General features: G+C 60.3%; 27 protein-coding genes. 10 read left to right on the forward strand and 17 right to left on the reverse strand.

What is annotated here, in order from left to right; translation table 11 throughout:
- Nucleotides 1-68: 68 nt before the first annotated feature.
- On the reverse strand, nucleotides 69-2459 hold the full coding sequence (locus tag ACWTV1_RS00770; RefSeq protein ID WP_498503738.1) for an ATP-binding cassette domain-containing protein: 2391 nt from the start codon (nucleotides 2457-2459) through the stop codon (nucleotides 69-71).
- A gap of 159 nt (nucleotides 2460-2618) precedes the next feature.
- On the opposite strand from ACWTV1_RS00770, the gene ACWTV1_RS00775 reads away from it, so the two are divergent.
- Genes ACWTV1_RS00775 through ACWTV1_RS00790 form a run of 4 tightly spaced genes read left to right on the forward strand, consistent with a single transcriptional unit; the run spans nucleotide 2619 to nucleotide 5272 of the window.
- Entirely contained in the window at nucleotides 2619-2822 is a 204-nt protein-coding gene (locus ACWTV1_RS00775) for an ATP-binding cassette domain-containing protein (protein ID WP_498503739.1), read from the forward strand.
- Between the two features lie 17 nt (nucleotides 2823-2839).
- Entirely contained in the window at nucleotides 2840-3391 is a 552-nt protein-coding gene (locus ACWTV1_RS00780; RefSeq protein WP_498503740.1) for an ATP-binding cassette domain-containing protein, read from the forward strand.
- On the forward strand, nucleotides 3315-3524 hold the full coding sequence (locus ACWTV1_RS00785) for a DUF8746 domain-containing protein (protein ID WP_498505012.1): 210 nt from the start codon (nucleotides 3315-3317) through the stop codon (nucleotides 3522-3524). Before ACWTV1_RS00780 ends, ACWTV1_RS00785 begins: the two co-directional genes overlap by 77 nt.
- Nucleotides 3521-5272 carry a hypothetical protein gene (locus ACWTV1_RS00790; protein WP_498503741.1) on the forward strand — a complete coding sequence of 584 codons (1752 nt, stop codon included), beginning with the start codon at nucleotides 3521-3523 and terminating at the stop codon, nucleotides 5270-5272. The genes ACWTV1_RS00785 and ACWTV1_RS00790 overlap by 4 nt, the downstream gene beginning before the upstream one ends.
- Nucleotides 5273-5275: 3 nt before the next feature.
- Here ACWTV1_RS00790 and ACWTV1_RS00795 read toward each other — a convergent pair whose 3' ends face one another.
- The 4 genes from ACWTV1_RS00795 to ACWTV1_RS00810 all read right to left on the reverse strand — a co-directional run bounded on the left by ACWTV1_RS00795 (nucleotide 5276) and on the right by ACWTV1_RS00810 (nucleotide 7806).
- Complete coding sequence (locus ACWTV1_RS00795) at nucleotides 5276-5935, reverse strand: DUF305 domain-containing protein (RefSeq protein WP_498503742.1); 660 nt, start codon at nucleotides 5933-5935, stop codon at nucleotides 5276-5278.
- Complete coding sequence (locus tag ACWTV1_RS00800) at nucleotides 5932-6417, reverse strand: thioredoxin-like domain-containing protein (RefSeq protein ID WP_498503743.1); 486 nt, start codon at nucleotides 6415-6417, stop codon at nucleotides 5932-5934. The genes ACWTV1_RS00795 and ACWTV1_RS00800 overlap by 4 nt, the downstream gene beginning before the upstream one ends.
- Before the next feature lie 358 nt (nucleotides 6418-6775).
- Complete coding sequence (locus ACWTV1_RS00805; protein ID WP_498503744.1) at nucleotides 6776-7075, reverse strand: transcriptional regulator; 300 nt, start codon at nucleotides 7073-7075, stop codon at nucleotides 6776-6778.
- On the reverse strand, nucleotides 7072-7806 hold the full coding sequence (locus ACWTV1_RS00810; protein WP_498503745.1) for a hypothetical protein: 735 nt from the start codon (nucleotides 7804-7806) through the stop codon (nucleotides 7072-7074). Before ACWTV1_RS00810 ends, ACWTV1_RS00805 begins: the two co-directional genes overlap by 4 nt.
- Before the next feature lie 391 nt (nucleotides 7807-8197).
- Between ACWTV1_RS00810 and ACWTV1_RS00815 the strand changes: the two genes are divergently transcribed.
- Together ACWTV1_RS00815 and ACWTV1_RS00820 are read left to right on the forward strand one after the other, a co-directional pair.
- Nucleotides 8198-11242: a lamin tail domain-containing protein gene (locus tag ACWTV1_RS00815; RefSeq protein ID WP_498503746.1), complete on the forward strand. Its 3045-nt coding sequence runs from the start codon at nucleotides 8198-8200 to the stop codon at nucleotides 11240-11242.
- Nucleotides 11243-11360: 118 nt separating this feature from the next.
- On the forward strand, nucleotides 11361-12143 hold the full coding sequence (locus ACWTV1_RS00820; RefSeq protein WP_498503747.1) for an SDR family oxidoreductase: 783 nt from the start codon (nucleotides 11361-11363) through the stop codon (nucleotides 12141-12143).
- A gap of 87 nt (nucleotides 12144-12230) precedes the next feature.
- Here the strand turns inward: ACWTV1_RS00820 and ACWTV1_RS00825 are convergent, their stop codons facing one another.
- The 5 genes from ACWTV1_RS00825 to ACWTV1_RS00845 form a co-directional block, all read right to left on the reverse strand.
- Nucleotides 12231-12368, reverse strand: a complete 138-nt coding sequence (locus ACWTV1_RS00825) for a hypothetical protein (protein ID WP_498503748.1) — start codon at nucleotides 12366-12368, stop codon at nucleotides 12231-12233.
- 144 nt (nucleotides 12369-12512) lie between these two features.
- Nucleotides 12513-13007: a hypothetical protein gene (locus ACWTV1_RS00830; protein ID WP_498503749.1), complete on the reverse strand. Its 495-nt coding sequence runs from the start codon at nucleotides 13005-13007 to the stop codon at nucleotides 12513-12515.
- Between the two features lie 112 nt (nucleotides 13008-13119).
- Nucleotides 13120-13605, reverse strand: a complete 486-nt coding sequence (locus tag ACWTV1_RS00835; protein ID WP_498503750.1) for a heme-binding protein — start codon at nucleotides 13603-13605, stop codon at nucleotides 13120-13122.
- Complete coding sequence (locus tag ACWTV1_RS00840) at nucleotides 13602-14057, reverse strand: NUDIX hydrolase (RefSeq protein ID WP_498503751.1); 456 nt, start codon at nucleotides 14055-14057, stop codon at nucleotides 13602-13604. The genes ACWTV1_RS00835 and ACWTV1_RS00840 overlap by 4 nt, the downstream gene beginning before the upstream one ends.
- A gap of 10 nt (nucleotides 14058-14067) precedes the next feature.
- Nucleotides 14068-14844: an SDR family oxidoreductase gene (locus ACWTV1_RS00845; protein WP_498503752.1), complete on the reverse strand. Its 777-nt coding sequence runs from the start codon at nucleotides 14842-14844 to the stop codon at nucleotides 14068-14070.
- Nucleotides 14845-14945: 101 nt separating this feature from the next.
- On the opposite strand from ACWTV1_RS00845, the gene ACWTV1_RS00850 reads away from it, so the two are divergent.
- The 4 genes from ACWTV1_RS00850 to ACWTV1_RS00865 all read left to right on the forward strand — a co-directional run bounded on the left by ACWTV1_RS00850 (nucleotide 14946) and on the right by ACWTV1_RS00865 (nucleotide 17648).
- Complete coding sequence (locus ACWTV1_RS00850; protein WP_498503753.1) at nucleotides 14946-15446, forward strand: NfeD family protein; 501 nt, start codon at nucleotides 14946-14948, stop codon at nucleotides 15444-15446.
- Nucleotides 15447-15466: 20 nt separating this feature from the next.
- The gene (locus ACWTV1_RS00855; protein WP_100389044.1) at nucleotides 15467-16381 is read left to right on the forward strand and encodes an SPFH domain-containing protein; all 915 of its coding nucleotides are present in this window, start codon (nucleotides 15467-15469) and stop codon (nucleotides 16379-16381) included.
- The gene (locus ACWTV1_RS00860) at nucleotides 16356-17138 is read left to right on the forward strand and encodes a glycerophosphodiester phosphodiesterase family protein (protein WP_498503754.1); all 783 of its coding nucleotides are present in this window, start codon (nucleotides 16356-16358) and stop codon (nucleotides 17136-17138) included. Before ACWTV1_RS00855 ends, ACWTV1_RS00860 begins: the two co-directional genes overlap by 26 nt.
- Before the next feature lie 144 nt (nucleotides 17139-17282).
- The gene (locus ACWTV1_RS00865; protein WP_100389042.1) at nucleotides 17283-17648 is read left to right on the forward strand and encodes an RNA polymerase-binding protein RbpA; all 366 of its coding nucleotides are present in this window, start codon (nucleotides 17283-17285) and stop codon (nucleotides 17646-17648) included.
- On the opposite strand, the gene ACWTV1_RS00870 is transcribed toward ACWTV1_RS00865, so the two are convergent.
- The 7 genes from ACWTV1_RS00870 to ACWTV1_RS00900 form a co-directional block, all read right to left on the reverse strand.
- Nucleotides 17645-18370: a polyprenol monophosphomannose synthase gene (locus ACWTV1_RS00870; RefSeq protein WP_498503755.1), complete on the reverse strand. Its 726-nt coding sequence runs from the start codon at nucleotides 18368-18370 to the stop codon at nucleotides 17645-17647. The two genes, ACWTV1_RS00865 and ACWTV1_RS00870, sit on opposite strands and share 4 nt — an antisense overlap.
- Nucleotides 18363-19928 (reverse strand): apolipoprotein N-acyltransferase, encoded by a 1566-nt coding sequence (gene lnt / locus ACWTV1_RS00875; RefSeq protein WP_498505013.1) that lies wholly within the window; start codon nucleotides 19926-19928, stop codon nucleotides 18363-18365. The genes ACWTV1_RS00870 and lnt overlap by 8 nt, the downstream gene beginning before the upstream one ends.
- A 12-nt stretch (nucleotides 19929-19940) precedes the next feature.
- Complete coding sequence (locus ACWTV1_RS00880) at nucleotides 19941-22373, reverse strand: DEAD/DEAH box helicase (RefSeq protein WP_498503756.1); 2433 nt, start codon at nucleotides 22371-22373, stop codon at nucleotides 19941-19943.
- A 25-nt stretch (nucleotides 22374-22398) separates the two neighbouring features.
- Entirely contained in the window at nucleotides 22399-23157 is a 759-nt protein-coding gene (gene tatC, locus ACWTV1_RS00885; RefSeq protein WP_498503757.1) for a twin-arginine translocase subunit TatC, read from the reverse strand.
- Nucleotides 23158-23207: 50 nt separating this feature from the next.
- Nucleotides 23208-23423 carry a Sec-independent protein translocase subunit TatA gene (tatA, locus tag ACWTV1_RS00890; RefSeq protein ID WP_100389037.1) on the reverse strand — a complete coding sequence of 72 codons (216 nt, stop codon included), beginning with the start codon at nucleotides 23421-23423 and terminating at the stop codon, nucleotides 23208-23210.
- 89 nt (nucleotides 23424-23512) lie between these two features.
- Nucleotides 23513-23884 carry a hypothetical protein gene (locus ACWTV1_RS00895; RefSeq protein WP_498503758.1) on the reverse strand — a complete coding sequence of 124 codons (372 nt, stop codon included), beginning with the start codon at nucleotides 23882-23884 and terminating at the stop codon, nucleotides 23513-23515.
- On the reverse strand, nucleotides 23885-24232 hold the full coding sequence (locus ACWTV1_RS00900; protein ID WP_498503759.1) for a hypothetical protein: 348 nt from the start codon (nucleotides 24230-24232) through the stop codon (nucleotides 23885-23887).
- Between the last annotated feature and the right edge of the window lie 4 nt (nucleotides 24233-24236).

Genomic DNA, 24236 nt, shown 5'->3' on the forward strand with positions numbered 1-24236 from the left:
GTTGGTGCACCCCTACGGGGGTGTGCGAGGGGTGGTTGAGTGAGGCGCTCAAACGGGGTTGATGTGGTCTAGCGCGCCGACGCAACGTACTGCGCAAGATGCTCGCCCGTGAGCGTTGACTTAGCCGCGACGAGATCTGCCGGAGTGCCTTCGAAGACGATCGAGCCGCCGTCGTTTCCAGCACCCGGACCGAGATCGATGATCCAGTCGGCATGGGCCATGACTGCCTGATGGTGCTCGACGACAATCACGGATTTTCCCGAATCGACGAGCCGATCGAGAAGACCGAGGAGGCGCTCAACATCGGCCAAGTGCAGACCCGTGGTCGGTTCATCCAACACGTAAACGTCGCCGTTGTCGGCCATCTGGGTGGCGAGCTTGAGGCGTTGCCGTTCTCCACCGGAGAGCGTGGGGAGAGGTTGGCCCAAACGCAGGTAGCCCAGCCCGACATCAACGAGCCGGTCGAGGATGGCGTGGGCCGCGGGAGTGCGTGCCTCGCCTTCGCCGAAGAACGCTTCGGCCTCGGCAACGGACATCCCGAGAACCTCGCTGATGTCCTTTCCTCCAAGCTTGTACTCCAAGACCGAGGCCATGAAGCGTTTGCCCTCGCAGACCTCGCAGGGTGTTGAGACGGTCGCCATGACACCGAGGTCGGTATAAATCACACCGGCGCCGTTGCAATTAGGGCAGGCGCCTTCGGAATTCGCGCTGAACAGAGCGGGCTTGACACCGTTGGCTTTGGCGAACGCCTTGCGAATGGGCTCGAGCAATCCGGTGTAGGTGGCGGGATTGCTGCGCCGTGATCCCTTGATGGCGGCTTGATCCACCGACACGACGCCCTCACGCGGGACGACCGAGCCGTGAATGAGGGAGCTCTTGCCGGAACCAGCGACCCCCGTCACCACCACGAGAGTGCCCAGCGGGATATCAACGTCGACGTTCTTGAGGTTGTGGGTATCGGCGCCGCGAATTTCCATGACACCACTGGGGGAGCGCACGGTGTCTTTGACCGAGACTCGGTCGTCAATGTGGTGGCCGGTGACCGTGTCGCTCTGGCGCAGTTCGTCGAAACTGCCCTCGAAGCAGATCTGGCCGCCCTCAGTTCCGGCCCCTGGCCCGAGGTCGACAATATGGTCGGCAATCGAGATTGTCTCCGGCTTGTGCTCAACCACGAGCACGGTGTTTCCCTTATCGCGCAGCCGGAACAGCAGCTCGTTCATCCGCTGAATATCGTGCGGGTGGAGGCCGATGGTTGGCTCATCGAAGACGTACGTGATGTCGGTGAGTGACGAACTCAAGTGTCGAATCATTTTGGTGCGCTGCGCTTCACCGCCGGAGAGCGTGCCGGCCGGGCGATCGAGCGAGAGGTAGCCGAGCCCGATCTCCACAAACGAGTCGAGGGTTTGCTGAAGTGCTTCGAGCAGCGGGGCGACCGAGGGTTCTTTCAGCCCGCGCACCCACGCGGCGAGGTCACTGATCTGCATGGCGCAGGCATCCGCAATATTGATTCCCGCGACCTTGGATGCTCGGGCACCCTCATTGAGTCGAGTGCCTCCGCAGTCGGCGCAGGCCGTGAACGTGACGGCCCGATCGACAAACGCGCGGATATGGGGCTGCATCGCCTCGCGGTCTTTCGACAGCATCGACTTCTGAATTTTCGGGATCAATCCTTCGTAGGTCATGTTGATCGACTGCATCTTGACCTTGACTGGCTCTTTGTAGAGAAAGTCATGCAGCTCAGTCTTGGTGTACTTATTGATGGGCTTATTGGGGTCGAGGAAGCCTGACTCGGTAAAGATGCGCACCATCCAGCCATCGGCGGTGTAGTTGGGGATGGTCAGTGCGCCCTCGGCGAGCGACTTGCTGTCGTCGTAGAGCTGCGTGAGATCGATGTCGTTGACGGTGCCACGACCTTCGCACGTGGGGCACATGCCGCCGGTGATGCTGAACTCGCGACGCTCCTTGGTCGTGACGCCGGCCTTTTCAAAGGTGACCGCACCGGCGCCGGAGATAGAGGCCACGTTGAAGGAGAAGGCTTGCGGTGATCCCACATGCGGGTCACCGAGGCGGCTAAACACGATACGCAGCATGGCGTTGGCATCGGTGGCGGTGCCGACTGTCGAGCGGGCGTTGGAACCCATGCGTTCTTGGTCGACGATGATCGCAGTCGTGAGACCCTCGAGCACGTCAACGTCGGGGCGTGCGAGCGAAGGCATGAAGCCCTGAAGGAACGCACTGTACGTCTCGTTGATCATCCGCTGCGATTCGGCGGCGATGGTGCCAAAGACCAGGGAACTCTTGCCTGAGCCCGAGACACCTGTGAAGACCGTGAGCCGGCGCTTCGGAATGTCGAGGCTCACGTCGGTGAGATTGTTCTCGCGAGCGCCCCGCACCCGTATGAGGTCGTGGCTATCCGCCATGTGGGCGCTGGGGGAGTCGGGGTTGCTCGTGCTGGCCATGGTGGGTGCCTCCCTGGTGGTGCGGATGTCGCGGCACTGCGAAATCGCGGATGCTCGTGACCATTATTGCGATAACGCAGCGAATTGGTGGCAAAATCTGGTGCTCAACGGAAGCACGTGGCAACCTAACATGATGATCCATCAATATATGGAGTTGACTTGATTGAGTTCCGCAACCTCTCGAAGCAGTTTGGCGACAAGCGTGCGCTTGACGACCTGAGCTTCGCTGCAGAGCCCGGGCGTGTCACCGGGTTTCTTGGGCCGAACGGGTCAGGCAAAACCACGACGATGCGCATTTTGCTGGGCCTCGAAACGGCGAGTTCGGGGGAGGCTCTCGTTGGGGCCGGACCTACCGGAAGATAAAGAATCCGCTGTTTCGTGTGGGGGCTCTGCTTGATGCCCGAAACGCACATCCCGGACGCTCTGGATTCGACCATCTCAGGGCGCTTGCGCTCACCCATGGAATCTCAAACGATCGTGTCGAGTTCGTCCTCGAAGAGGTGGGGCTCAGCGGTGTGGCCTCTCGTCGAGTGGGAGGCTATTCGTTAGGGATGCGGCAACGCCTCGGAATCGCAGCCTCCATGCTGGGCGATCCCGACTTATTTGTGTTTGATGAGCCCGTCAACGGTCTAGATCCTGATGGCGTGATGTGGTTTCGGGAGTTAGTGCGCGACTTCGCGGCGGAGGGGCGCACAGTGCTGCTTTCATCCCATCTGATTAGCGAGGTTGCACTCACCGCTGACCACGTCGTCATTGTCGGGCGCGGGAAGGTGCTCGCGGATTCTCCATTGTCGGACATCGCCCGCCTTCAGGGCGCTGAACGCGTGATGGTGCGCAGCCTGCGCGCGCGACCTGATCGAGCCGCTCGTCGCATCCGGCGCACGGGTAGTCGAGGAGCGCGACGTGCTGACAGTCGAAGGCTCGACTGCTGAAGACGTCGGGCTGCTGGCGGCTCGGTTGAACATCCCGCTTACCGAGCTTCGCACTCACGTGGAATCGCTCGAAGAAACATATCGTCAGCTCACCGACTCGAGCGTTGAATATCGACAGGGATCGGAGAAGTGAGTCCCGCCGTCGCAGGCTGCGACGAGGCTAAGAAGCACCCTCAAATCTCGGGCGTGGTCCGCTCAGAATCGGTCAAGTTGTGGTCTCTTCGCGCGCCGCGTCTCATCGTGGTGCTGATGTTCCTTCTCCCGGTTGCGCTGGCGACAGTTCGCGTGCTCTTCGTGCCGCTGGTTGTGGGCACCGATCTGGACACCGATGGCACCTCAGTGCTTTTCGAATCGATATCAGTGAGTGCGCTACCACTGGCGGTGTTATCCGCGACACTGGGTCTCATCGCCGTAACGTCGGAGTACACAGACGAATCTTTGGCGGCGTCGGTGGCCGCCGTGCCCTCGCGCGTAACGCTCCTCTTGGCGAAGACGTTGCCCGCCATGGGGCTCTCCGCGGTTACCGTGGCGGCGGGGACGGCTGTCGCTGGTTGGATGTCGTCCATCACGTTGACGTCGCGCGGTTACACCCTGCCCAGCCTCGATCGTTCGGCTGAGTTGTTGCTCAGCGTCGTCGCGGGCGCTGCATGCTTCGCGGTGCTGGGCCTTGCGTTTGGCGCGCTCGCTCGATCAGCGGTTTCTGCCTCAATCGTCTTTGTCGGGATTATCTTGTTGATGCCGAGCACACTCTTCTATCTCGGGGGGAATTGGGTGCCGCGGTTCGTCGAGTTGCTCCCGGCCAGCGCACTCCAAGCGCTCACTACGCGAGCACCGGCAGAGCCATTCGTATTGGAAGGGACTCCTGCGTCGGCGCTGGAGCCGTTGACGGGATTCGCGGTGCTCGCCTCCGGATCAGTGCTCCTCCTAGCAGCCGCAATTGCAATCTTCGTACGACGGTCAGTGCATCTGGAAGTCTCGCGCATTGGTCGTCAGTCTCGAGTCTCGCGGCGGGCGATGGAAGTAGAGAGCTCTGCCCGTGGATTGAATTTCATGGGAGTAGTTCGATCCGAGGGGCTGAAGGCGCTTACCCTGCCGTCATCGCGGTGGCTGCTGGCGTTGAGCGCGGGTTCAATGGTTTTCATAGCGTGGCGCTGGGCTGGCACCAGAAAAGCCGCCGACATCCTGGTGGCGCCAATTACTGCGTGGGATTTAGCTTCGCAAACCTTTGATGAGCAAATGACCGCAATAACTGGTGGGTTAGCTCTGAGCCAGTTCTTGATCGCAGCACTGGGGGCCACGATCGCCACCTCAGATTTCGCTACGGGTAACATCCGTCCGGCACTCACGGCGGTTCCATTGCGCGGATGGGTGCTCACTGCGAAAACAGGGGTTGTTGTCGCCTCGGCGATGGCAGCGGGGGCAATCGGATTATTGCTGGCCGCGATAGTGGCAACGCCCATTCAGCAGGACCAAGGAATCCCCGCGATGTTCACCGCGAGCGTCGTGTGGATATCGATCGCCAAAGGAACGATCGCGTTCGGGCTAGTCGCGGCACTCGGAAGCGGTGTGGGCGTGATCGCTCGTTCACCGTCCGCCGCACTTTTTGCCTTGGCGGCGATCTTCGTCGTCGTGCCGACCCTGACGAGCCAACTGGAGCCTAGAACTGTCGACACCCCGCTTGTTTGGCTCACTAACGTAGGTCGCGTATTCCCGTCGGGGCGCGAAGCGGCGGAGACGCTGGGCCCGAACTTCTTCCACCCGTGGTTTCAGTTTGGCAACATTTTGCAGCCTCCACCCGGGGCGCAGATGGCAGTGCTGTTTCTGTGGGCGGCCGGCAGCCTAGCGATCGCGTGGGTGCTGTTTCGTCGCCGTGGAGTCTGAGCTCTATTCCTCTAGACCTTCGAGCAACTCGTTCATGTAGTTAATCTCACTCATTTGCACGGCCACCATTCCCTCGGCCAGCGACGTCACGACATCGTTCGTGGAGCGCTCGAGAAGGCCTTCGGCCATATCAACACCGCCCGCATGGTGGGCAATCATGAGCTCAAGAAACATGGCGTCAGCGTCGGTGGTGCTCGCTCTGAGCGCTTCCATCTGATCGTAGGTAGCCAGCCCAGGCATTGTCATCGCGGTCGAGGAATCGGAATCCGAGGTGCCGTGCGAGTCGTGTTCGTCGTCATTCATCATCCAGGTCATTGGGGGTTCGCTAGACGCTTGTGGCAAATTCCACATGATGAGCCACGCGAACATTTGTCCCGCTTGCTGGCCCTGCGCCGTGGCGATGTCATAGGCCAAGGTGCGTATGGCCTGATTCTCACTCTTTTCCAGAATGATCATCGACATGTCGACAGCCTGCAGATGGTGCGTTTGCATATCGCGCGCGAAACCGGCTTCGGCACTCGTCGTCAAGGGATCTGAGGATTCAGCCGGCAGCAACTTCTGCCCGACGAGAACACCAACTCCAACCAACAAAATCGCTGCGATCGCCATGGCGCTTACGCGGAGCCAAGAGTGGCGTGGCGAACTGTAGTCGCCGTCGGTCATGCGATGCGTCCGCCGCCGTCGATACCTCCGGAGCACGAAGCACCGATCTCTGGCGCATCGCCGCCCTGCCAGAACTTATCGACGAAGTCCTGCATCCGTGGATCGTCGACTCCATCAAGTTCAACCTGGTTTCCCCAAGCGGAGATGATGACGGGAGCTTGAAGATCAACAACCGGCGACAGTACCGAATACGTCGACGGCACGGTGCCTTGCAACTCTTCGAGTTCGTCGCCGGACACTAGCTCAGGGTTGTACGTAACCCAGACGGCTCCATGCTCAAGAGCGTGCACGGCATTTTCGTTGGGAACGGGCTCCGTGTAGACGCCGCAATTCAGCCAGACCGCGGCGTGCTCACCGCCGACAGGGGGACTCTGTTCGTATTCAACCGCACCGGTGACATGGCCGGCGGTGATGTTCGGATAGTTCTGAAGTCCCTCGATTTCAATTGCCTCGGGACTTGTTCGCGGGGTTCCGTTCGTCACGACCAACACGATGACGAGCGCCAGCGCCCCAACCGCGGCAACAATGCCGAGGACGATTCCATCGTCCGGTGGCGTTTCTCCGCAGCGTGTTTTTTCTTCATCGCGGCGACTTTTTCCGCCCGGCGCGCATCGCGCTGCTGTTTCACCGTGAGATCTTCGCCGGCGGATGAGTTGGCGGAGGATTGCGAGTCGCGGGACGGCATTCAGGTGGTCCTGTCATCGGGTGCTTGGGCAGGGAACAGATGTGCTCACTAAAATAATTGGACAAACATTGTGAAAGCCCTCCGAGCCGCGGGCGCGCGGGGTCGAGTAGTGAGGTCGCCGGTCCACGGAGGCCAACTGGGCGCGCTTCAGACGTTTATCCCTGATCGATGATTGCCTGAAGCGCGAGCAGATGCTGCTGATACGCGCGATACCCGGATGCCGTCGAGGTCACCCACGTGCGCGCACGATTGCCGACCGTCCCTTTGAGAACTTTCGCGTAGCCGGCATCCGCAAAGTAGCTGATCGCCTTGCTGAGAGCAGAGTCCTCGACCTCGAGGAGTTGTTTGAGCGTCGCAAAATCGATCTCATTTCTGGGTCCGAGAGCGGCCATGAGCGACAGCCGTATCGGCGTGAGAAACGCATCATCGAGTTGGTGGCGTGGATGCTGTTTCATGAACGGGTGTCTCGGGGCGCTGGCAGCGACGAAGCCACGAGCATGATGAGAAATACAGCGATGCCGGCGGCTACCGATGCCGCGAATGATGGCGACTTTGCCAGCGGAGCCAGTACGGCGAAAGCGAAGAGCGTGCTCGTGGTGATGCCGAACGCAGTCCACTGCATCCAGCCCCACTCGAAACCGACTCGGGGCAGAGTCCACGAGGATTCCTCCAGCACGTAGGCGAGCATGATGCCCGCGAGCGCCGCGACCATCACCAGTGCTGAGACGATCGGAATAGTGCCGAATGAGATGAGCAAGCCAGCTACTGCACCCATGATCGCCGTATTCCACCGCACGGGTGTACTGAGCGGATCGGAACTGCGGCGCGCCGGATTGCGTGAACGCGGCACTTGGATCAGTTGAGCTATGGCGGGTGCGGCCAGAGGAACGAAAACGGCGAGAGCGACCAGCGGGATGAGCGAACGCGAGTAAGGTACGTCAAACACGGACAGCCCTGACAGAACGGTCATTGCGATAAACGCGAGAACCAAGGGGACCCACACTGCTCGTGGCAGCGCTCTTCGGATCCCGAACTGTTCACGAGTGCCCGTGCTCATCGTGGTGAAAGCCAGAAGTGGCACGATAAGCAGCGATGTCTGGGAGAATTTGCCGGGGTCGCTGTCGCCGGCGGTGCCGATGCCCGCGGAGAAGGCAAGGAGAAACACGCCGATATAGCTGGCTGCCATGAGAGCGCTCCACAGGCTGAACCAAGCAAAGCTGCGGGACGGCCCCCGCTGATGCACTGAATCGCGCATTTCCTGGTGGTGCTGGAGCTGGCGAGAGGCTTCAAGTCGCGTGGCGTGTGGGGTGGAATCTGGGGCGGTGGGGGGGTCCGCGGAATCACTTTCCATCTGGAAACCATAACCTATCTGAGTTTTCTACACTATATTCACAGACGCATCGAGCGACCGAGAACGATGCTCAGAGCTCGTGCGCCGGCGCGGGGTCGCCGGCATCTTGCAGTTCGCACTATCCGGTCGATTTGCGTTCACCGCTGGTTCATATGCCTCCCCAAGACTGCGCACGCCAGCTCTCCCGAACCGGCGCTCTCCTCGCAGCCTCGAAAGGGCATTTCCCATGCGCAGACGGTCCCTTGCCGCCATCCTCACTTCCCTCGCGTTAGCGGTGCCGTTGTTCGCAACCGCAGCGACTGTCTCATCGCTTCCTGCGGGTGCCGCTGAAGTATCCCCGGTTCGTATCAACGAGGTCGAGTCGAACGGCGATGTATTCGACTGGGTGGAGCTCGTGAACACAGGAACCGAGACCGTAGATGTGTCGGGCTGGATCGTGAAAGACGATAAAGACGATCGCGCCCTTACCTTGCCCGCCGGCTCAACGATTGCTGCAGGCGAGTATCTCGTTATTGATGTCAACGACGACGCCAACCCGGAAGGCTTCGGGCTCGGAAAAGCAGACACCGCCCGACTTTTCGCGGACGACGGCGTAGCGGTTATCGATGCTTTCGCTTGGGACGGTCACGCGGCCGTGACTTTCGGCCGCTGTGCCGACGGCACGGGGGAATTCCGCGACACGGTGGCGGCAACAAAGGGTGCCGCGAACGCGTGCGAGATCACCCCCGCGGCGGCCGTGCGCATCAACGAGATCGAATCGAACGGCGACGCAAACGACTGGATCGAACTCACCAACATCAGTGCGTTCACCGTGGATGTCTCGGGCCTCGTTCTCAAAGACGACAACGACAGTCGCACCGACGCGATCGCTGACGGCACCACGATCGAACCCGGTGCGTTCCTTGCCGTCGAGCCGTCCTTCGGCCTGGGCGGGGGAGATTCCGCTCGCATCTTCGACACGGACGGTACCACTCTGATTGATGGCTACTCGTGGGAAGCGCACGCCACTACAAGCTACGGTCGCTGCCCCGACGGAATCGGCGACTTTGCGACGACGAACAGCACGACCAAGGGTGCCGCTAACGATTGTGTAGCGGCCATCATCCCGGATGTGCGAATCAACGAGATCGAGTCGAATGGCGATGCCACCGACTGGATCGAACTGTTCAATGGTGGCAGTAATGCAGTGGACATCTCCAACTGGGTCATTCGAGACAACGACGACAGCCACGTTGCGCGAATCCCTGCTGACACGGTGCTTGCCGCTGGTGGATACTTTGTCTTCGATCAGCCCGCCTTGAGCTTTGGTCTCGGCACGGCCGACTCGGTACGCGTTTTCGCCGCCGACGGTTTCACTGCGATCGATTCCCGCAGCTGGAGCGGCCACTCGCCAACGACCCTCGGGGTGTGTGGTTCAGAGTTTGTCGACACCACGAGCTCCACTAAAGGGTCAGTCAACGACTGCAGCGCGCCAATCCGCATCAACGAAGTCGAATCCAGCGGCGATTCGAGCGACTGGGTCGAGCTGAAAAACAACGGCGCTGATTCCGTGGATGTCTCGGGCTTCATCCTCAAGGACAACGACGACAGCCACGCCTTCACGCTCGCTGCCGGCACGACTATCGCTGCGGGCGACTATCTCGTTGTCGAGCCTGACTTTGGGCTCGGCGGGGGAGACTCGGCAAGGCTCTTCGAGGCTGACAGCCTCACCCTTCTCGACAGCTACAGCTGGACCTCGCACGCCGCGACAACCTATGCACGCTGCACCGACGGAACCGGCGAATTCGAGGCGTCAAAATCCTCCACGAAGGGCGCGGCCAACAGCTGTGTCGGCGAACTCGAAACAGCGCCCTGGCCAGGGGCAACGTCGGTGTCGACCGTGAATGAGAAGGATGCGTTCAGCGACAACATGAGCGGTCTTGCTTTCGAGGCTGCTGATTCGGGTGACGTTCTCTGGGCGGCCAAGAACGGCCCCGGCGCTCTCTACAAGCTTGTCTTTGATGGAGCGAACTGGGTGCCTGCCCTGAGCGACTCGTGGACCGCGGGCAAGTTGCTGCACTACTCCGATGGAACCGGTGATGTGGATGCCGAAGGGGTTGCGCTGACCGAAGCTGGCGCCTCCGGGGGAGTCTTCGTCGCGAGTGAGCGCGACAACGCGAACAGCGGGGTGAGTCGCCCGACGATTCTTCGCTATGACGTTTCTGGCGCAGCATCCGAATTGACGGCCAGCCACGAATGGAACCTCACCGCCGATCTGCCAGTCGTAGCTGCGAACGCGGGGCTCGAAGGAATCGCGTGGGTTCCTGACAGCTATCTTGTTGCCGAAGGGTTCATTGACGACAACACGAACGACCTCTATAGCCCCAACATGTACGACGGTCACGGCGACGGGCTCTTCTTCGTCGGGCTCGAAACCAATGGCGCAATTTACGCGTACGCGCTCGACCTGAATTCAGGGGCATTCCAGCGAGTCGCGACTATCGAAAGCGGCTTCCCGAGTGTCATGGAGCTCGAGTTTGACCCTGCTCTCGGCGGGCTCTGGGCTGTCTGCGACGACACCTGCAACGGACGCAGCGCACTTCTCGAGATCGCTCAGGATGGCGCGGCCGACGGCTCATTCGAGGTAACAACCGTTTTCGAGCGCCCGAGCGGCATGCCGAATATTAACAATGAGGGCTTCGCGGTGTCAGCGCAGTCTGAGTGTGCGGCGGGTTCGAAGCCCGTGTACTGGTCGGATGACTCGAACACTGACGGTTTCGCGCTGCGGGCGGGCACCATCGACTGCACGATAACGACGGACCCGACCGACCCGACCGACCCGACCGGCCCTAGCGCGCCGGTTGCGATTCCCGCGGCTGACCTGCTCGACTCGAATCGCGGTGCCGTATCCGGTCCGGCCAGCGCGCGACCGGGCGACACGATCACGATCGTTGTTGGTGCAGCATTGGCTGGAGACGTCGTGAACACGTGGATCTACTCCACGCCCACGTTGCTTGGTTCTCCGACGGTGTCTGCTGCTGGCGCTGTGACAGCGACGATTCCCACGACCATCACGCCGGGGTCCCACCGACTGGTGGTTACCGCGGCTGACGGCTCGCTTACCGGCTGGACCACCATTACGATCGCGGCAGCGGGGCAGGGCTCACTCGCATTCACGGGATCGTCTAACGCTCTACCGCTGCAACTGGCCCTCATGCTCGTGATTGCGGGGATGGCGCTGATCGTGTTGAGGCGACGTCCAGACTCGAGCTCTATAGTCAAACTTGTATAGAAGCGCGATTCGCCGCGACAGGCTGACGAACCCCCAGCGGCGCAGTGTGCAGAAAAGTTTGCTGAACCAGCGTCGTTCAGGGTGACACTGGCTCGGGCAACCACTCGAAAGGTTACTCATGAATCGCTTCTCAGGCCGCGTAGTTCTCATCACTGGTGGGGGATCCGGCCTCGGCCGCGCCGCTGCCGTTCGTCTTGCTTCGGAAGGCGCGAAACTGTCGCTCGTCGACGTCTCCGAGGCTGGCTTGGCTGACTCAGTGAAAGCCGTCGCTGAGGCTGCACCCGGCGCCGAGGTATTGACGGTCGTCGCCGATGTTTCCAAGGAAGAGGATGTCGACCGTTACGTAGCGGAGACAATCGCTCGCTTTGAGCGCATCGATGGCTTCTTCAACAACGCCGGCATCGAAGGCAAGCAGAACCTCACCGAGAACTTCTCCGCAGACGAATTCGATAAGGTCGTCGCCATCAACCTGCGCGGTGTTTTCTTGGGTCTCGAGAAGGTTCTCAAGATCATGCGCGAGCAGGGATCCGGCATGGTCGTGAACACGGCCAGTGTTGGCGGCATCCGCGGAATCGGGAACCAGTCCGGCTACGCAGCGGCCAAGCACGGCGTTGTGGGCCTCACTCGCAACTCAGGCATTGAATACGCGGAGCACGGCATCCGCATCAACGCCATTGCACCTGGCGCCATTTGGACGCCCATGGTCGAAAACTCCATGAAGCAGTTGGATGCTGAGAACCCTCGCGGCGCCGCTGATCAGTTCATTCAGGGCAACCCCACGAAGCGTTTTGGCGAAGCGCCCGAGATCGCTGCCGTCGTGGCCTTCCTGCTGAGCGATGACGCGAGCTATGTCAACGCAACCGTCCTACCCATCGACGGCGGGCAGTCATACAAGTACTAAGTAGTTGAGGCTCGAGCTCTCATAACGATGCAGGGGAGTGGGTGGTCGAGTCGGCCGCCTGCTCCTTTTGTGTACCAGCTCTGAGAATTATTCAGAGTGGGGTGCGTTGGTAAATGCGCGTTCCTCGTCAGCCATCAGGGTGCCATCACGAACGGCACTGCGGATGACGCCGTGGAGTATGTAGAGAAAAATGCCGACAAGAACGACGGCGATAACGAAGTCCATAGTTTGTAGCCTCCAGTGCTTACTGTGGGATGATCTGCGGTATGGGCCATTTCATTTACAAGCTGACATAATGTGCATTATCGGATACCAACCATGGCGCCGAGAGGGGCTGAGGGTAGCTGGTGACCTCGAGGGCTCCGCTGGCTAGTCTGGCGGCAATTCGGTCACTGTTACAGCCCACGGCTGCTCGTCGGTCATCGAAATGGAAGCTGAATAGCGTCCCGACGCATCGATCACCAGGTCGTCTCTGTGAACGGCATCCTCAGTGCTCGTGCGGCACTCACGCGACGTTTCAGTGCCGTCGCCGAGTGCAATCGTGAGTCGTCCCGGTCCGATGCAGTCTGAATAGATGGCGACTCGGCCGGTTTTCGGCGTGAATGCAGTCGTGTCGATGGATTCGCTCAGGTGTGAGTTCTGAGCCAGTACTTTCTCATCCTGAACGTCAAACTCGATCAGAATCTGGCTTTCTGACATAACGTGAGCCTCGCTGCGGCTATTGCTGCCGCCGGTGCTGTCCTCGACTTCCAACTCTCTCGAGTCACTTCCGGCGATGTTGATGCCCGCCGAAGTGCACCCCGCTAGAGCTCCGAGGCTGATCGTGGCCGCGACGATGGAAAGGCGAATAAGCGGTGAACTCATGCCAGTCCCCTGTCTCGGTGTAGTGCTCGCGCACGTTGGCAGTGAAACAGTGCGCGGTGGCTGCTATTTCGAGAATACACCCATTACTGGAGAATATGTCAACTTTTGTCGCCTAGAAAGAATGTCGCCGACTATCGAGAAACCGGGCGAGCGCTTCCGCTGCTGCCTCATGATCAAGGGCATCCGGCTCCCCCGACATGGTGAGCGTGCCGACGACTTTGCCGCCCACTCGCAAGGGTATGGACCCACCGTGAGCTTTTACGCGGTCGTGATCCACGTCGGTGCGATCCTCAAATGGCGCGCCGGCCGCAAGATGGCGGAGTTTGATCAGCAGCGACGGCTCTTCAAACCGCACGGCAGCAGCAGCCTTACCCGCAAGCCAGGAATCGTTCTGGGCGTTTGTGTCCTTGAGCTTTGCCTTGAACACCACGTCTGAACCGAGTGCGATCTCGACTGCAAGATTAAGATCCCACTCCTTGATTACCTGAATGGCGAATAGACCCAACGCCACCGCGTCGTCGTTGGTCAGTCGAACGCAATCGAACACGTTTAAGTACTCGAGGTCGGCGACAGCATATTCCGGCAAGGGGCGAGTCATTGGCTTCTCTTCTCTGTGCGGGACCGAACGAGATCAACGAGCTCGGCCGGTTCGAAACGATCGGATGTCGCGGCCAGCTCGTCGAGTGTCCACCAGCGGTGTTCGAGCACGTCGATGCGCTCGTCGTCGGTCCAGAACTCCTGCGACGGCTCGAAGGCGTCCACGCTGGTTTCGTAGAACACGGCATGACCGGTGTCGTGGTCAGCCTGATTCCACTCGGCGACAAAATCGTGAGTCCACACGGGCTCGCCCAGTTCGGAAAGCTCGAGCCCAGTCTCCTCGTGAAGCTCGCGTACGGCAGCCTCGTGAGGAGACTCTCCCGCATCCACACCGCCTCCGGGCGTCAGCCAGCGTGAGATACCGCTCGTGTCAGGCGCCTTCGTGAGGAAGAGCAAGAAGCGGTTATCCCGGTCAAAGAGCAGTACCCGGCTGGTGGCCCGGTTCACCGGCATCCGCAGACCGTTACTTGTTGAGAAAGTCTGAAACGTTGCCGACGTAGCGGGTGTTGTTTTCCGGCACGGGCTCGACCGCGGCAGAGGCAACCTCGGCGGCGAATTCGCTCACGTTGTACAGGCGGCCGGCGGCCTCCTTGCGGGCCTCAATCGCACCGGGGTTGGCGCGCTGCAACAGCGTTGCTGTGATGGTGCCCTCGATCATGTCGCCTGAGACGACAACAAAGCTGATGCCCTTGGCTTCGAGCTCGGGAATCAGTTCGCGCAGTGCATCTTCGCCAGCACGCTTGCTGAGCGCGACAGGAACATACTCGGGCATGGTTTCAACCGTGCGAATGAAGTGTGCTTGGTGGCTCGTCACGAATACGACGCGCGAACCTTCGTGCAGCAGCGGCATCATGGTTTTCAAGAAGTTGACCTGCGCGTCGCGGTTCAGTTGCATGGCGTAGTCCTCAGCCATGCCGCCTTCCATGCCGCCGGAGGCGTTGAGCACCAGAATCTCGAGGCCACCGAACTCTTCCTTGACGGTCTCGAAGAGCACAGAGACAGTTTCGGGGTCGGTAAGGTCGGCACCGATAGCGATAGCGGAACCATCGGTCTCGTTGAGCTGCGCCACCAACTTGAGGGCGCGAGCCTCTTTGTTGCGGTAGTTCACGGCAACGCGAGCACCAGCCTGCGCGAAGTAGGCGGCGGTGTCCGCGCCAATTCCCCGCGAAGATCCGGTGATGAGCGCGCGAGCGCCATCGAGCGAGTGAGCGGCCAGAGGATTCGAATTATCGCTATTCACGCTACGACTTTAGCGGTCGAAGCGGCGCTCTGCAGTGATCTAAGTGCTAGCGTCGTGATTGAAGATTTGTCGAACAGCGCAACGATGAAGGGCGCCAGCTAATGCTCGTAGACCTCACCCAATATTTGTGGATTCTGTGGCTGGCCCTCGTCGTGCTCTTCATCGTTGTTGAAGTGCTCACTCTTGAGTTCACTTTCCTCATGATTGCGGCCGGCTCGCTCATTGGTGGCCTCGGCTCCAACCTCTTGGGGTGGCCCTGGTACGTGCAGATCGCTCTGGCGGCGGCCATCGCCGGCCTTTTCATCTTCACGATCCGCCCCGTGTTGTTGATGAACCTCGAAAAAGGGTCCGATCCCGCTAAAAGTAATGTCGAGGCGCTCTACGAACTCGGCGGCCACGTCACCGGCTCATTCACCAAGGGCATCGGTGAGGTCAAGCTCGACAACGGTGAAACCTGGACCGCACGCATCGGTGACGGTTCAGCCCCCTCCACCATCCCAGTGGGCAAAAGAATTTCCGTGATGGCTATCGAAGGCGCCATTGCGGTCGTTGTCCTTGAGAAACGAACCCCCGGCACCACCAAGCCTCGAGCGACTACGTAGCCGCCGAGAAAGGAAGAAAAGTGACTGATCCCGCTGGCTTTGTAGGCCAGGTATTCGTGGTGATTCTGCTCGTCATCCTCGCCATTTTCGTGCTCGTGACGCTGTTCCGTGCGATTCGCATTGTTCCGCAGGCGCGAGCCGGCGTAGTTGAACGCCTCGGAAAGTACCGTAAAACCCTGCTCCCCGGACTCAACATCCTCGTACCCTTCATCGATCGGATGCTGCCCCTCATCGATCTGCGCGAACAGGTCGTCTCGTTCCCACCGCAGCCGGTCATCACCGAGGACAACCTCGTTGTCTCCATCGACACCGTGGTGTTCTTTCAAGTAACGGATGCGCGTGCAGCGACTTATGAGATCGGCAACTATCTCGGGGCCGTTGAGCAGCTCACGACCACCACACTGCGCAACGTCGTGGGTGGACTCAACCTTGAGGAAGCGCTTACGAGTCGCGACAACATCAACTCCCAACTGCGGGTAGTTCTTGACGAAGCGACCGGCAAGTGGGGCATCCGTGTTGGACGCGTCGAGCTCAAGGCCATCGACCCGCCCCTCTCCATTCAAGACTCGATGGAAAAGCAGATGCGTGCCGAGCGTGACCGCCGTGCGCAGATTCTGACCGCCGAGGGAACCAAGCAAGCTGCCATTCTCGAGGCAGAAGGCTCGCGCCAGGCTGCCATTCTCGAAGCTGAGGGTGAAGCGAAGGCAGCAGTTCTTCGCGCCGACGGTGAAGCCGCCGCAATCAAGACGGTTTTCGCGGCGATTCACGAGGGTGATCCCGACCCGAAGCTCTTGGCGTACGAATACCTCCAGACGCTGCCTAAGATTGCAGAAGGTGACTCCAACAAGATGTGGATCATCCCGTCAGAACTGACGGAAGCGCTCAAGGGCATTGGTGAAGGATTCTTTAGTGGCAAGGGACCAGTCGCGCGCTAGCGCCAACTCGTCATTTCTCTCCCCCGCAGGCCCCCGCGTGTTCGCGCACCGGGGGCTTGCGCTTGACGCACCCGAAAACACGATGCTTGCCTTCGCGAAGGCTGTCGCCGAGGGGGCTCAGTTCATCGAGACGGATGTTCATGTCAGCTTCGACGGAGTAGCCGTTGTTGCGCACGACCCCAGCCTCAGTCGCGTTGCCGGTCGGGCCATCAAGGTGGAGCAGCTCACGATGGCAGAGCTGCGACGTATCGACCTGGGCGATGGTCAAGGTTTCTGCTCTTTGGCCGAAGCGCTTGATGCGTTTCCGGAGACCCGATTCAATGTGGACGTAAAAATCAAGGGTGCTGTCCTTCCGAGTGCGCGTGCGATTCGCGAGATAAAAGCCGTCGATCGCGTTCTTGTGACCTCATTCGACGAAGCGCGCCGTGCCGCAATAGTCGAGCAGTTGCCCGGAATCGCGAGCTCAGCCTCCGCTCGCCGCTTCTTGATGGCTCTGATCAGCGCGAAAGCCCGCATCTCCCCCGCCATGCGCCGTGCCCTTTGTGGGCTAGTTGCCATCCAAGTGCCAGAGAAAGCGCTAGGGTTGCGGGTGACCACTCAGCGGATGATTTCCCGTGTGCACGATCTCGGACTAGAGATGCATGTCTGGACAATCAATGAACCGCAGCGAATGCGTCACCTGCTCGACCTCGGCGTCGATGGAATCGTCACCGACCGAGCAGACCTCGCCCTCGAAGTTGTGAAATCGCGCGCCTAACGAAGTCGCGCACACTCCACTTCACGGCAGCGAGAAATGTTGGCAAATGCTGACAACTCGCTGTGAAGACTGCGCGCTTGGAAGCATACGTTCAGCAAGAGGGTTTATTACTTGTAGAAACCGCGAATTGAAGGAGGCCACACGATGGCAGATCGCAGCTTGCGCGGCATGAGACTTGGTACCCAGAGCCTACAGAGCGAAGAGGGTGTCGAGTTTTCCCCGCGGAAAAAGAGCGTATACAAGGCGACCGACGGAAACACTTTTGAAGTGATGTTCTCGTCTGACGCCGAAGTTCCCCAGCAGTGGCTAGACGCCAAGACGGGTCAAGAAGGAACACTCCTCGATGACAACGGCGAACTGGTAGAACTCGATGAGGTCGACGTGAAGGTTCCCCGTAGCCACTGGGACATGCTTCTCGAACGTCGCACTCGCCCCGAACTAGAAGAGCTCCTTCAAGAGCGTCTCGACTTCTTGCGCGCCCGTCGCGGCCAGCAGAAGATCGGCGCCTAACGACGTACTGAACTCAGGGTCGCCGATATTCCCCATCCGGTGACCCTGAGCAGTGCCTCTGCAACAATTCCTGCATGCATTTTTGACCGGCCCGTTGAGCGCTCAACGAAGGTAATCGGATGCTCCGCCACTCGGTAGCCCGCACGTTCTAAGTTCCAGGCCAGCTCTACTTGAAAGCAGTACCCCTGCGACGAGACGCCTTCGAGGCCGAGCTCTCGCAGAGCACTCGCGCGGAACACCCGAAAGCCCGCGGTGAGATCGCGAATGTCGGAGTGCAACACTCGCCGAGCATAGGTGTTTCCGGCCTGCGACACGCTGTGGCGGTACCACGGCCAGTTCTTGACTGATCCACCCGGCACCCAGCGCGATCCGATGACGAGATCGTTGCCGGCCTTAGCGAGGGCTATCATCGCGGGTAATTCGGCGGGGTCGTGCGAGCCGTCCGCGTCGATTTCGACGATGTAGGTATAGCCGCGCTCCAGAGCGAGCGCGAAGCCCGCGAGGTACGCCTTTCCCAAGCCTTCCTTGGCGGGTCGGTGGAGCACCGACACTCCTGGATCAGCAGCGGCTAGCTCCTCAGCGCGCTCCCCCGTGCCGTCGGGGCTCGAGTCATCCACTACAAGCACATGGGCACGCGGCACCGCTTGGCGCAGACGACCGACGATCGAGGCGATGTTCTCGATTTCGTTGTAGGTGGGAACCACCACGACGACGTTAGGCATTCTTTCTCCGACCGGCCAATCCTGCAACGATGAGGGCACCGAGTCCGAGTCCAGACACGAGCCATTCGATCTCTCGACCCCACACGACCGCAGGAGTGATGCTCGTCGATAGCGGCACATCCTCCACCATCGTGGCGGCCGTGTACCACGGAACCTCGGCGATCGTGGTTCCATCAGGAGCGATGATCGCGCTGAGCCCCACGGTTGAAATATTGACGACACTGCGGCCGAGCTCGAGCGCGCGGATACGAGCCATAGCCAGCTGCTGAGCGCTCTCGTCAGTCATACCAAAATCGGCGTTGTTCGACGACGCGATGATCACTTGCGCGCCCTGCTCGACCGACTCAGTCAAGATTTGATCGTCGACAATGTCAAAGCAAATGTTCACCCCGACCGTGACGCCATTGACGTCGAAAACCATGTCAGTCGTACCGATGGAGTAATCCCGCGCGATGAGTCCGATGAGATCGGGGGCAAACTGCGCCCAGAACTCGCGATTCGGCACATATTCGCCAAACGGGATGGGGTGACGCTTGTCGTAAATGTCCACGACGCCCTCCCCCGGCATCCACAACAGTTGACTATTGAAGATCTTGCCGTCACGCTCGGTGATGTCACCGGAGATCAGGGGCGCGCCAGTCTGCTCGACCACGTAGTCGAATGCGGATGCCGCATAACTATTGCTCAGCGGTGATACGTCAGTGCCACCCTCGGGCCACACGACGAGGTCGAGGTCTTGGCCATAGAGAGGCTCAGTCGCGGTGAGCTGGGCGGTAAGGAGATCGCCACGCTCACGCTCGTCAAAGTAGGCAGCCTTGCCATTGCCCTGGACGGCGCCGACGCGCAGGGTGCCGTCGAGCGTCGCCTGCCACGTCGGAACGTTGAGCATGAGGGCGAAGACAGCGACCGGCACGAATGCTGTGCGCAGCGCGCGCGACACGTGTTGAGCGCGGGCATCCAGAGGTAGCTCGCTGTAGTGGCGCCACGAGTACTCGGTGGCGGCGAGAGTCAGCGCAACGACGAGAACGATCGTGAAGCTCACCCCGGAGACGCCGATCCACGGAAAAAGTGGTGCGAGGGGGCTCTCTGCTTGCGAGAGAGCGACGCGCCCCCAAGAGAAGCCGCCGTAGGGCCACACGCTCATCCACGCTTCGCGGGCTGTCCAGAGGCCCGCTACGACGATGGCTAGCGCTAGCGTCGCGCCCCAGCCCGCCCCGAAGGCCCGAGGCAGCCAGCGATACGCGAGCGTGATCGCCAACGCTCCGAGGGCTACGAAGAGTGACTCTAAGAACGACAGCGCGAGCATGGGAACGGGCCCTAAGAAGAGCGAGGCCCACGAGATGTGCGTGAGGTAGAACGCAAACCCTCCGAGAAAGCCGACGAGAAACGCGGCCCACGAGCGTCGACCGCGAAGAGCCAGCAGCATGAGGCCGATGCCCACAAAAGTCATCGGCCAGACGCTGATGTCGGGGAATCCGGCATCCATGATCGGGCCGGAGGCCAGTGCTGTAACGATCGCAGCCCATAAGGGCAGCACAGCAACGGGTTTATCGGGCATCACGAGTCGAGCCTAAGCGACAGAGCTGTAGGCGACGATTCCACGGCGGATGTCATCGAGTGCCTTGCGCGCGGTGCGTCCAACATCGCCGTCGGCCACTACCGACAACTGGTCAAGCAGATCGATTACCTGCTTCGTGACGCGCACGAAGTCGCCCGCGGCCATATCGGTAAGGTCGAGAACAGAATCGAGGGTGGCTCCATTGGCCCACCGATACATCGACAGGGCGAGGCCAGTGGCGAGAGGCTGGCTACCGGGAAGCCGGTTGTCGCGCTCGAGGTCGTCGAGTTGCGCCCACAGCGTGGAGGTCTTATCGAAAGCCTCGCGGAACGCACCTCGCGGCAGGTAGCGGTCACCCAGGTCGCCCTCATCGCGACGAGGTTCGTAGACCAGGGTGGTGGCCATCGCGGCAAGCGAGGCAGCATCCAGCGTGTTCCAGAATCCTCGGCGCAGCGATTCAGCGACGAGAAGATCGCGTTCGCCGTAGATGCGGCGCAAGACGCGCCCGTGCTCGTTGAGGGTCATCTCGCCGTTCTTGCCCGGCTCGATGTATTCGAGCTGAGTGAGAACGTCGGTGACGCGGTCGAAAATCTTCGCGACAGCACCTGTACGGTTCTGAATCTGGCGGCTCAGCTGGTCGGTTTCGCGCTTGAGGCGCCACCAGCGTTCGGCCCAACGAGCGTGGGATTCGCGTTCCGGACACGCGTGGCAATCATGCTTGCGCATTTGATTGCGCAGCTCGCCGAGCTTGCGCTGTCGACGTTCACGTTCGCCGCGGTGACCCGCATCACCACGGGGCTGAGCCTTCTTCTCAAGGTCATTGAGTTCGCGCCGGATGCGGGAGTACTCGGCGAAGTCGCCTAGGTGGCATTCCATCGACTTCGCATAGCCCTCGAGCGAGTTCTTCTGCGAACGAACTTTGCGCGCGAGGTCGACAACGGCGCGGTCGGCTTGGAATTGCGCGAAGCTCGATTCCAAAATTTCGCGAGTATGTTCGCGACCGAAGAGCTCGATGAGGTTGACCGCCATGTTGTAGGTCGGTTTGAAGCTTGAGTTGAGCGGGTAGGTGCGGCGTGAGGCGAGCGACGCGACTGCCTGCGGGTCGAGACCATCGACCCATTGGATGACCGAGTGGCCTTCGATGTCGATGCCCCGTCGACCGGCGCGCCCGGTGAGTTGGGTGTACTCCCCCGGGGTGATCGGCACTCGAGCTTCACCGTTGAACTTTTCGAGTTTTTCGAGGACAACGGTGCGGGCCGGCATATTGATACCGAGCGCCAGCGTTTCCGTAGCAAAGACTGCCTTCACAAGCTTCTTCTGGAAAAGCTCTTCTACTACCTCTTTGAACGCGGGCAGCAAGCCGGCGTGGTGAGCGGCAACGCCACGTTCGAGGCCGCTGAGCCAATCCCAATACCCGAGAACGGCGAGGTCTTCGTCGAGCAAGGTGCGACAGCGAGCCTCCACGATTTCGCGGATCTCATCGCGTTCCTCGGAGGTCGTTAGGCGAACACCAGCCCGCAAGACCTGGTTCACGGCCTGGTCGCAGCCCATGCGACTGAAAATGAAGAAGATGGCAGGAACAAGGTTCTTGGAAGAGAGCATCGCCACGACATCCGCGCGGTCCATGCGTGTGCGCTGTGGACGGCCACCATAGGAGTTCTGGCGGTTGCTCTTGCGGCGGTTGCCGACCGATTGGCTGCGGCCACCGAAGCGGGCCATCTGCGCGAGCTCGGGGTTTACACGGTTGGTCGCGGCGAGCCCAGACGAGTCGAAGAGATCAATCAGTTTCGTGCCAACCAGGACGTGTTGTTCGAGAGGCACCGGGCGCTCTTCAGACACGATTACTTCTGTGTCGCCTCGCACCGCTTGGAGCCAGTCGCCGAATTCTTCGGCGTTGGACACCGTTGCGCTGAGCGAGACCATGCGCACATCTTCGGGAAGGTGGATGATCACTTCTTCCCAGACGGCACCACGGAAGCGGTCGCCCAAAAAGTGGACCTCATCCATCACTACAGTGCTGAGGTTCGTCAATAGGTCCGACTTCGCATAGAGCATGTTGCGAAGGACCTCGGTGGTCATCACCACGATGCGGGCGCCCGCATTCACATTGGTATCGCCCGTGAGCAAGCCGACAGCCTCGGGACCATATTCGCCGACGAGCTCCTGAAACTTCTGGTTGCTCAGTGCCTTCATCGGCGCGGTGTAGAAGACCTTGGGGCCATCCAGTTGCATAGCCCGATAAATGGCGAACTCGGCGATAATCGTCTTGCCGGCACCGGTGGGTGCCGCGACCAGAACGCTCTTGTCGGACTCGACGACCTCGCACGCCGAGATCTGGAAATCATCGAGGTCAAAGCGCTGACTAGCGCGGAAGGCTTCGAGTACCGGGTACCCCCGACGCTTCTTCGCCGCGGCGTACCGTTCGGCGGGAGACAGTTCACTCATTGACTACAGCCTAAGCGCTCAGAGTCTAGAGTTCGCTGCTCACGTCAGGGTCAATCAGCGCGGCGCGCTTAGCTACCCGGCGATCGTGGATCCACGCAATGAAGGCTGCAATGAAGTACAGCATGATCATGGGGATCGCGAGCAGGAACATCGAGATGACGTCAGCAGCCGGCGTAGCGATCGCAGTGAAGACGCAGATGGTCAGGATGGCGATGCGCCAACCTTTGAGAATCGCTGACGCGGAGAGCACGCCGACGAGGTTGAGCAGCACGACGAATACGGGCAAAACGAAAGCGATGCCCACTGACAGCAAGAGCTTGACGATGAAGTCGTAGTAATACTTTGCGTTCAAATTGGACAGGTCTTGCTCGCCAGCGAAGCCCAACATCAGCGTGATGATGTTCGGCATGACGTACCAACCGGCGGCGCAACCGGCAAGGAACAACGGAATGGCGGTAGCCAAAAATCCGATAGCGTACTGCTTTTCTTTGCGCACCAAGCCGGGAACGAGAAAAGCCCACACTTGATAGAGCCACACGGGGCTCGCCGCCACAATCGCGACGGTGAACGCGATCTGCATGCGGATATCGAAGGCCTGAGTCACGGCGTCGTAGTTCAACGCCGCCCCGCGGCCGGATGACTCCGCAATTGACGTAACCGGTGCGCGAAGTGCATCGATGAAAAAGTCAGCAAAGATAAACCCGGCAATAGCGGTCACCAGAATGGCGATCGCTGAAATGAACAGCCGTTTTTTGAGCTCTACGAGATGCGCACCGAGTGACATCCGTTCTTCACTCTTGGAACGCCACCTCTCGGCGCGAACTGCCATAGGGATTAAGGCTTAGGAGGAGTGTCGCTGTTCGAGTCCGACGACGAGTCGGTCGGAGCGTCAGAACTGTTCTCGTCTTTCATCGTCTTGACCTCGCTGCGGAAGATACGCATCGACTGGCCGAGACTGCGAGCAAGCCCGGGAAGCTTCGGTGCACCAAAAAGCAGAAGAATGACGACCAAGAGAATGACAAGGTGCCAACCGCTGAGATTGCCGAGCATGGAGAACTTCCTTAAGAATCGAAGGCTGCGTAGGCCAATCATACCTAGGTTGGTCGAGATTGGGCGCACAGCGGGGAGTCAGCGGGGAGTTAGCGGGACGGCTTCTTCTCGCGGCTGAATTCGCCGTGGAACCACCGCCGTGGCTGGGCGCCGAAGCCCATCAATACGTAATCCGAACGACCGCGGTGTTTCGGGTGATAGAGCACGACGGCGGGTTTTTGCAGCAATTCGGTATCCCCCGCGCTCACGATCGCTTTGACGATCACGCGCTCGGTTCCCGCGTTGTCGGTGTAGCGCACCGCGATTCGAGGTAATCGTCGACCGCGGCTCTGAAGACTGCTCGTACCGATGGTTTGAGCGCCCGTTGTGAGAAGGAGCGCACGAATTGTGCGGCGCCGCAGCCAGGTTGCAAACCAGAGCAGGGCGATCAGGATGAAGCCGGCGGCGAAAACCCAGCCCACCTACGACCAGCCCTGAGGCCACTGCATGACCGACGCGTCGCGTTGCGTAATCGTTCTGCCGCGCTCGAGGCGCCGTTCTCGCCGAGCTTCCTTAAGCTCGAGACGCCGGCGTCGGTGGGCCTCGTGCCGGTCACGAATCTCTGCCATCTCAGTGAGAATCGCGATCTGAGGCTTCGAAATCTTCTCTGATTCCACGTCGAGAGTCGCAGTTTTGTCTACGACATCCGAGAGGTCGCTCATCAATGCCATCGCCTTGCGAAACAGCACCCACGCCATGACCACGAGCATGATGAGAAGAGCGAGCACGAGGCCCACCCAGATCAACAGCCACCCCCACCATGCGATCATGCCG

This window comes from Salinibacterium sp. VpJ6, from assembly GCF_059767345.1.

Excerpts from the sequence above, each read along its gene's own strand:
- ACWTV1_RS00870 (WP_498503755.1), bottom strand. The coding sequence starts at position 18,370 with ATGCCTAACGTCGTCGTGGTGGTTCCCACCTACAACGAAATCGAGAAC.
- ACWTV1_RS00880 (WP_498503756.1), bottom strand. The coding sequence starts at position 22,373 with ATGAGTGAACTGTCTCCCGCCGAACGGTACGCCGCGGCGAAGAAGCGT.
- ACWTV1_RS00865 (WP_100389042.1), top strand. The coding sequence starts at position 17,283 with ATGGCAGATCGCAGCTTGCGCGGCATGAGACTTGGTACCCAGAGCCTA.
- tatA (WP_100389037.1), bottom strand. The coding sequence starts at position 23,423 with ATGCTCGGCAATCTCAGCGGTTGGCACCTTGTCATTCTCTTGGTCGTC.
- ACWTV1_RS00835 (WP_498503750.1), bottom strand. The coding sequence starts at position 13,605 with ATGACTCGCCCCTTGCCGGAATATGCTGTCGCCGACCTCGAGTACTTA.
- lnt (WP_498505013.1), bottom strand. The coding sequence starts at position 19,928 with ATGCCCGATAAACCCGTTGCTGTGCTGCCCTTATGGGCTGCGATCGTT.
- ACWTV1_RS00830 (WP_498503749.1), bottom strand. The coding sequence starts at position 13,007 with ATGAGTTCACCGCTTATTCGCCTTTCCATCGTCGCGGCCACGATCAGC.
- ACWTV1_RS00815 (WP_498503746.1), top strand. The coding sequence starts at position 8,198 with ATGCGCAGACGGTCCCTTGCCGCCATCCTCACTTCCCTCGCGTTAGCG.
- ACWTV1_RS00820 (WP_498503747.1), top strand. The coding sequence starts at position 11,361 with ATGAATCGCTTCTCAGGCCGCGTAGTTCTCATCACTGGTGGGGGATCC.
- ACWTV1_RS00825 (WP_498503748.1), bottom strand. The coding sequence starts at position 12,368 with ATGGACTTCGTTATCGCCGTCGTTCTTGTCGGCATTTTTCTCTACATA.
- ACWTV1_RS00810 (WP_498503745.1), bottom strand. The coding sequence starts at position 7,806 with ATGGCAGCCAGCTATATCGGCGTGTTTCTCCTTGCCTTCTCCGCGGGC.
- ACWTV1_RS00770 (WP_498503738.1), bottom strand. The coding sequence starts at position 2,459 with ATGGCCAGCACGAGCAACCCCGACTCCCCCAGCGCCCACATGGCGGAT.
- ACWTV1_RS00795 (WP_498503742.1), bottom strand. The coding sequence starts at position 5,935 with ATGACCGACGGCGACTACAGTTCGCCACGCCACTCTTGGCTCCGCGTA.
- tatC (WP_498503757.1), bottom strand. The coding sequence starts at position 23,157 with ATGTCACTCGGTGCGCATCTCGTAGAGCTCAAAAAACGGCTGTTCATT.
- ACWTV1_RS00840 (WP_498503751.1), bottom strand. The coding sequence starts at position 14,057 with ATGCCGGTGAACCGGGCCACCAGCCGGGTACTGCTCTTTGACCGGGAT.
- ACWTV1_RS00900 (WP_498503759.1), bottom strand. The coding sequence starts at position 24,232 with ATGATCGCATGGTGGGGGTGGCTGTTGATCTGGGTGGGCCTCGTGCTC.
- ACWTV1_RS00805 (WP_498503744.1), bottom strand. The coding sequence starts at position 7,075 with ATGAAACAGCATCCACGCCACCAACTCGATGATGCGTTTCTCACGCCG.
- ACWTV1_RS00850 (WP_498503753.1), top strand. The coding sequence starts at position 14,946 with ATGCTCGTAGACCTCACCCAATATTTGTGGATTCTGTGGCTGGCCCTC.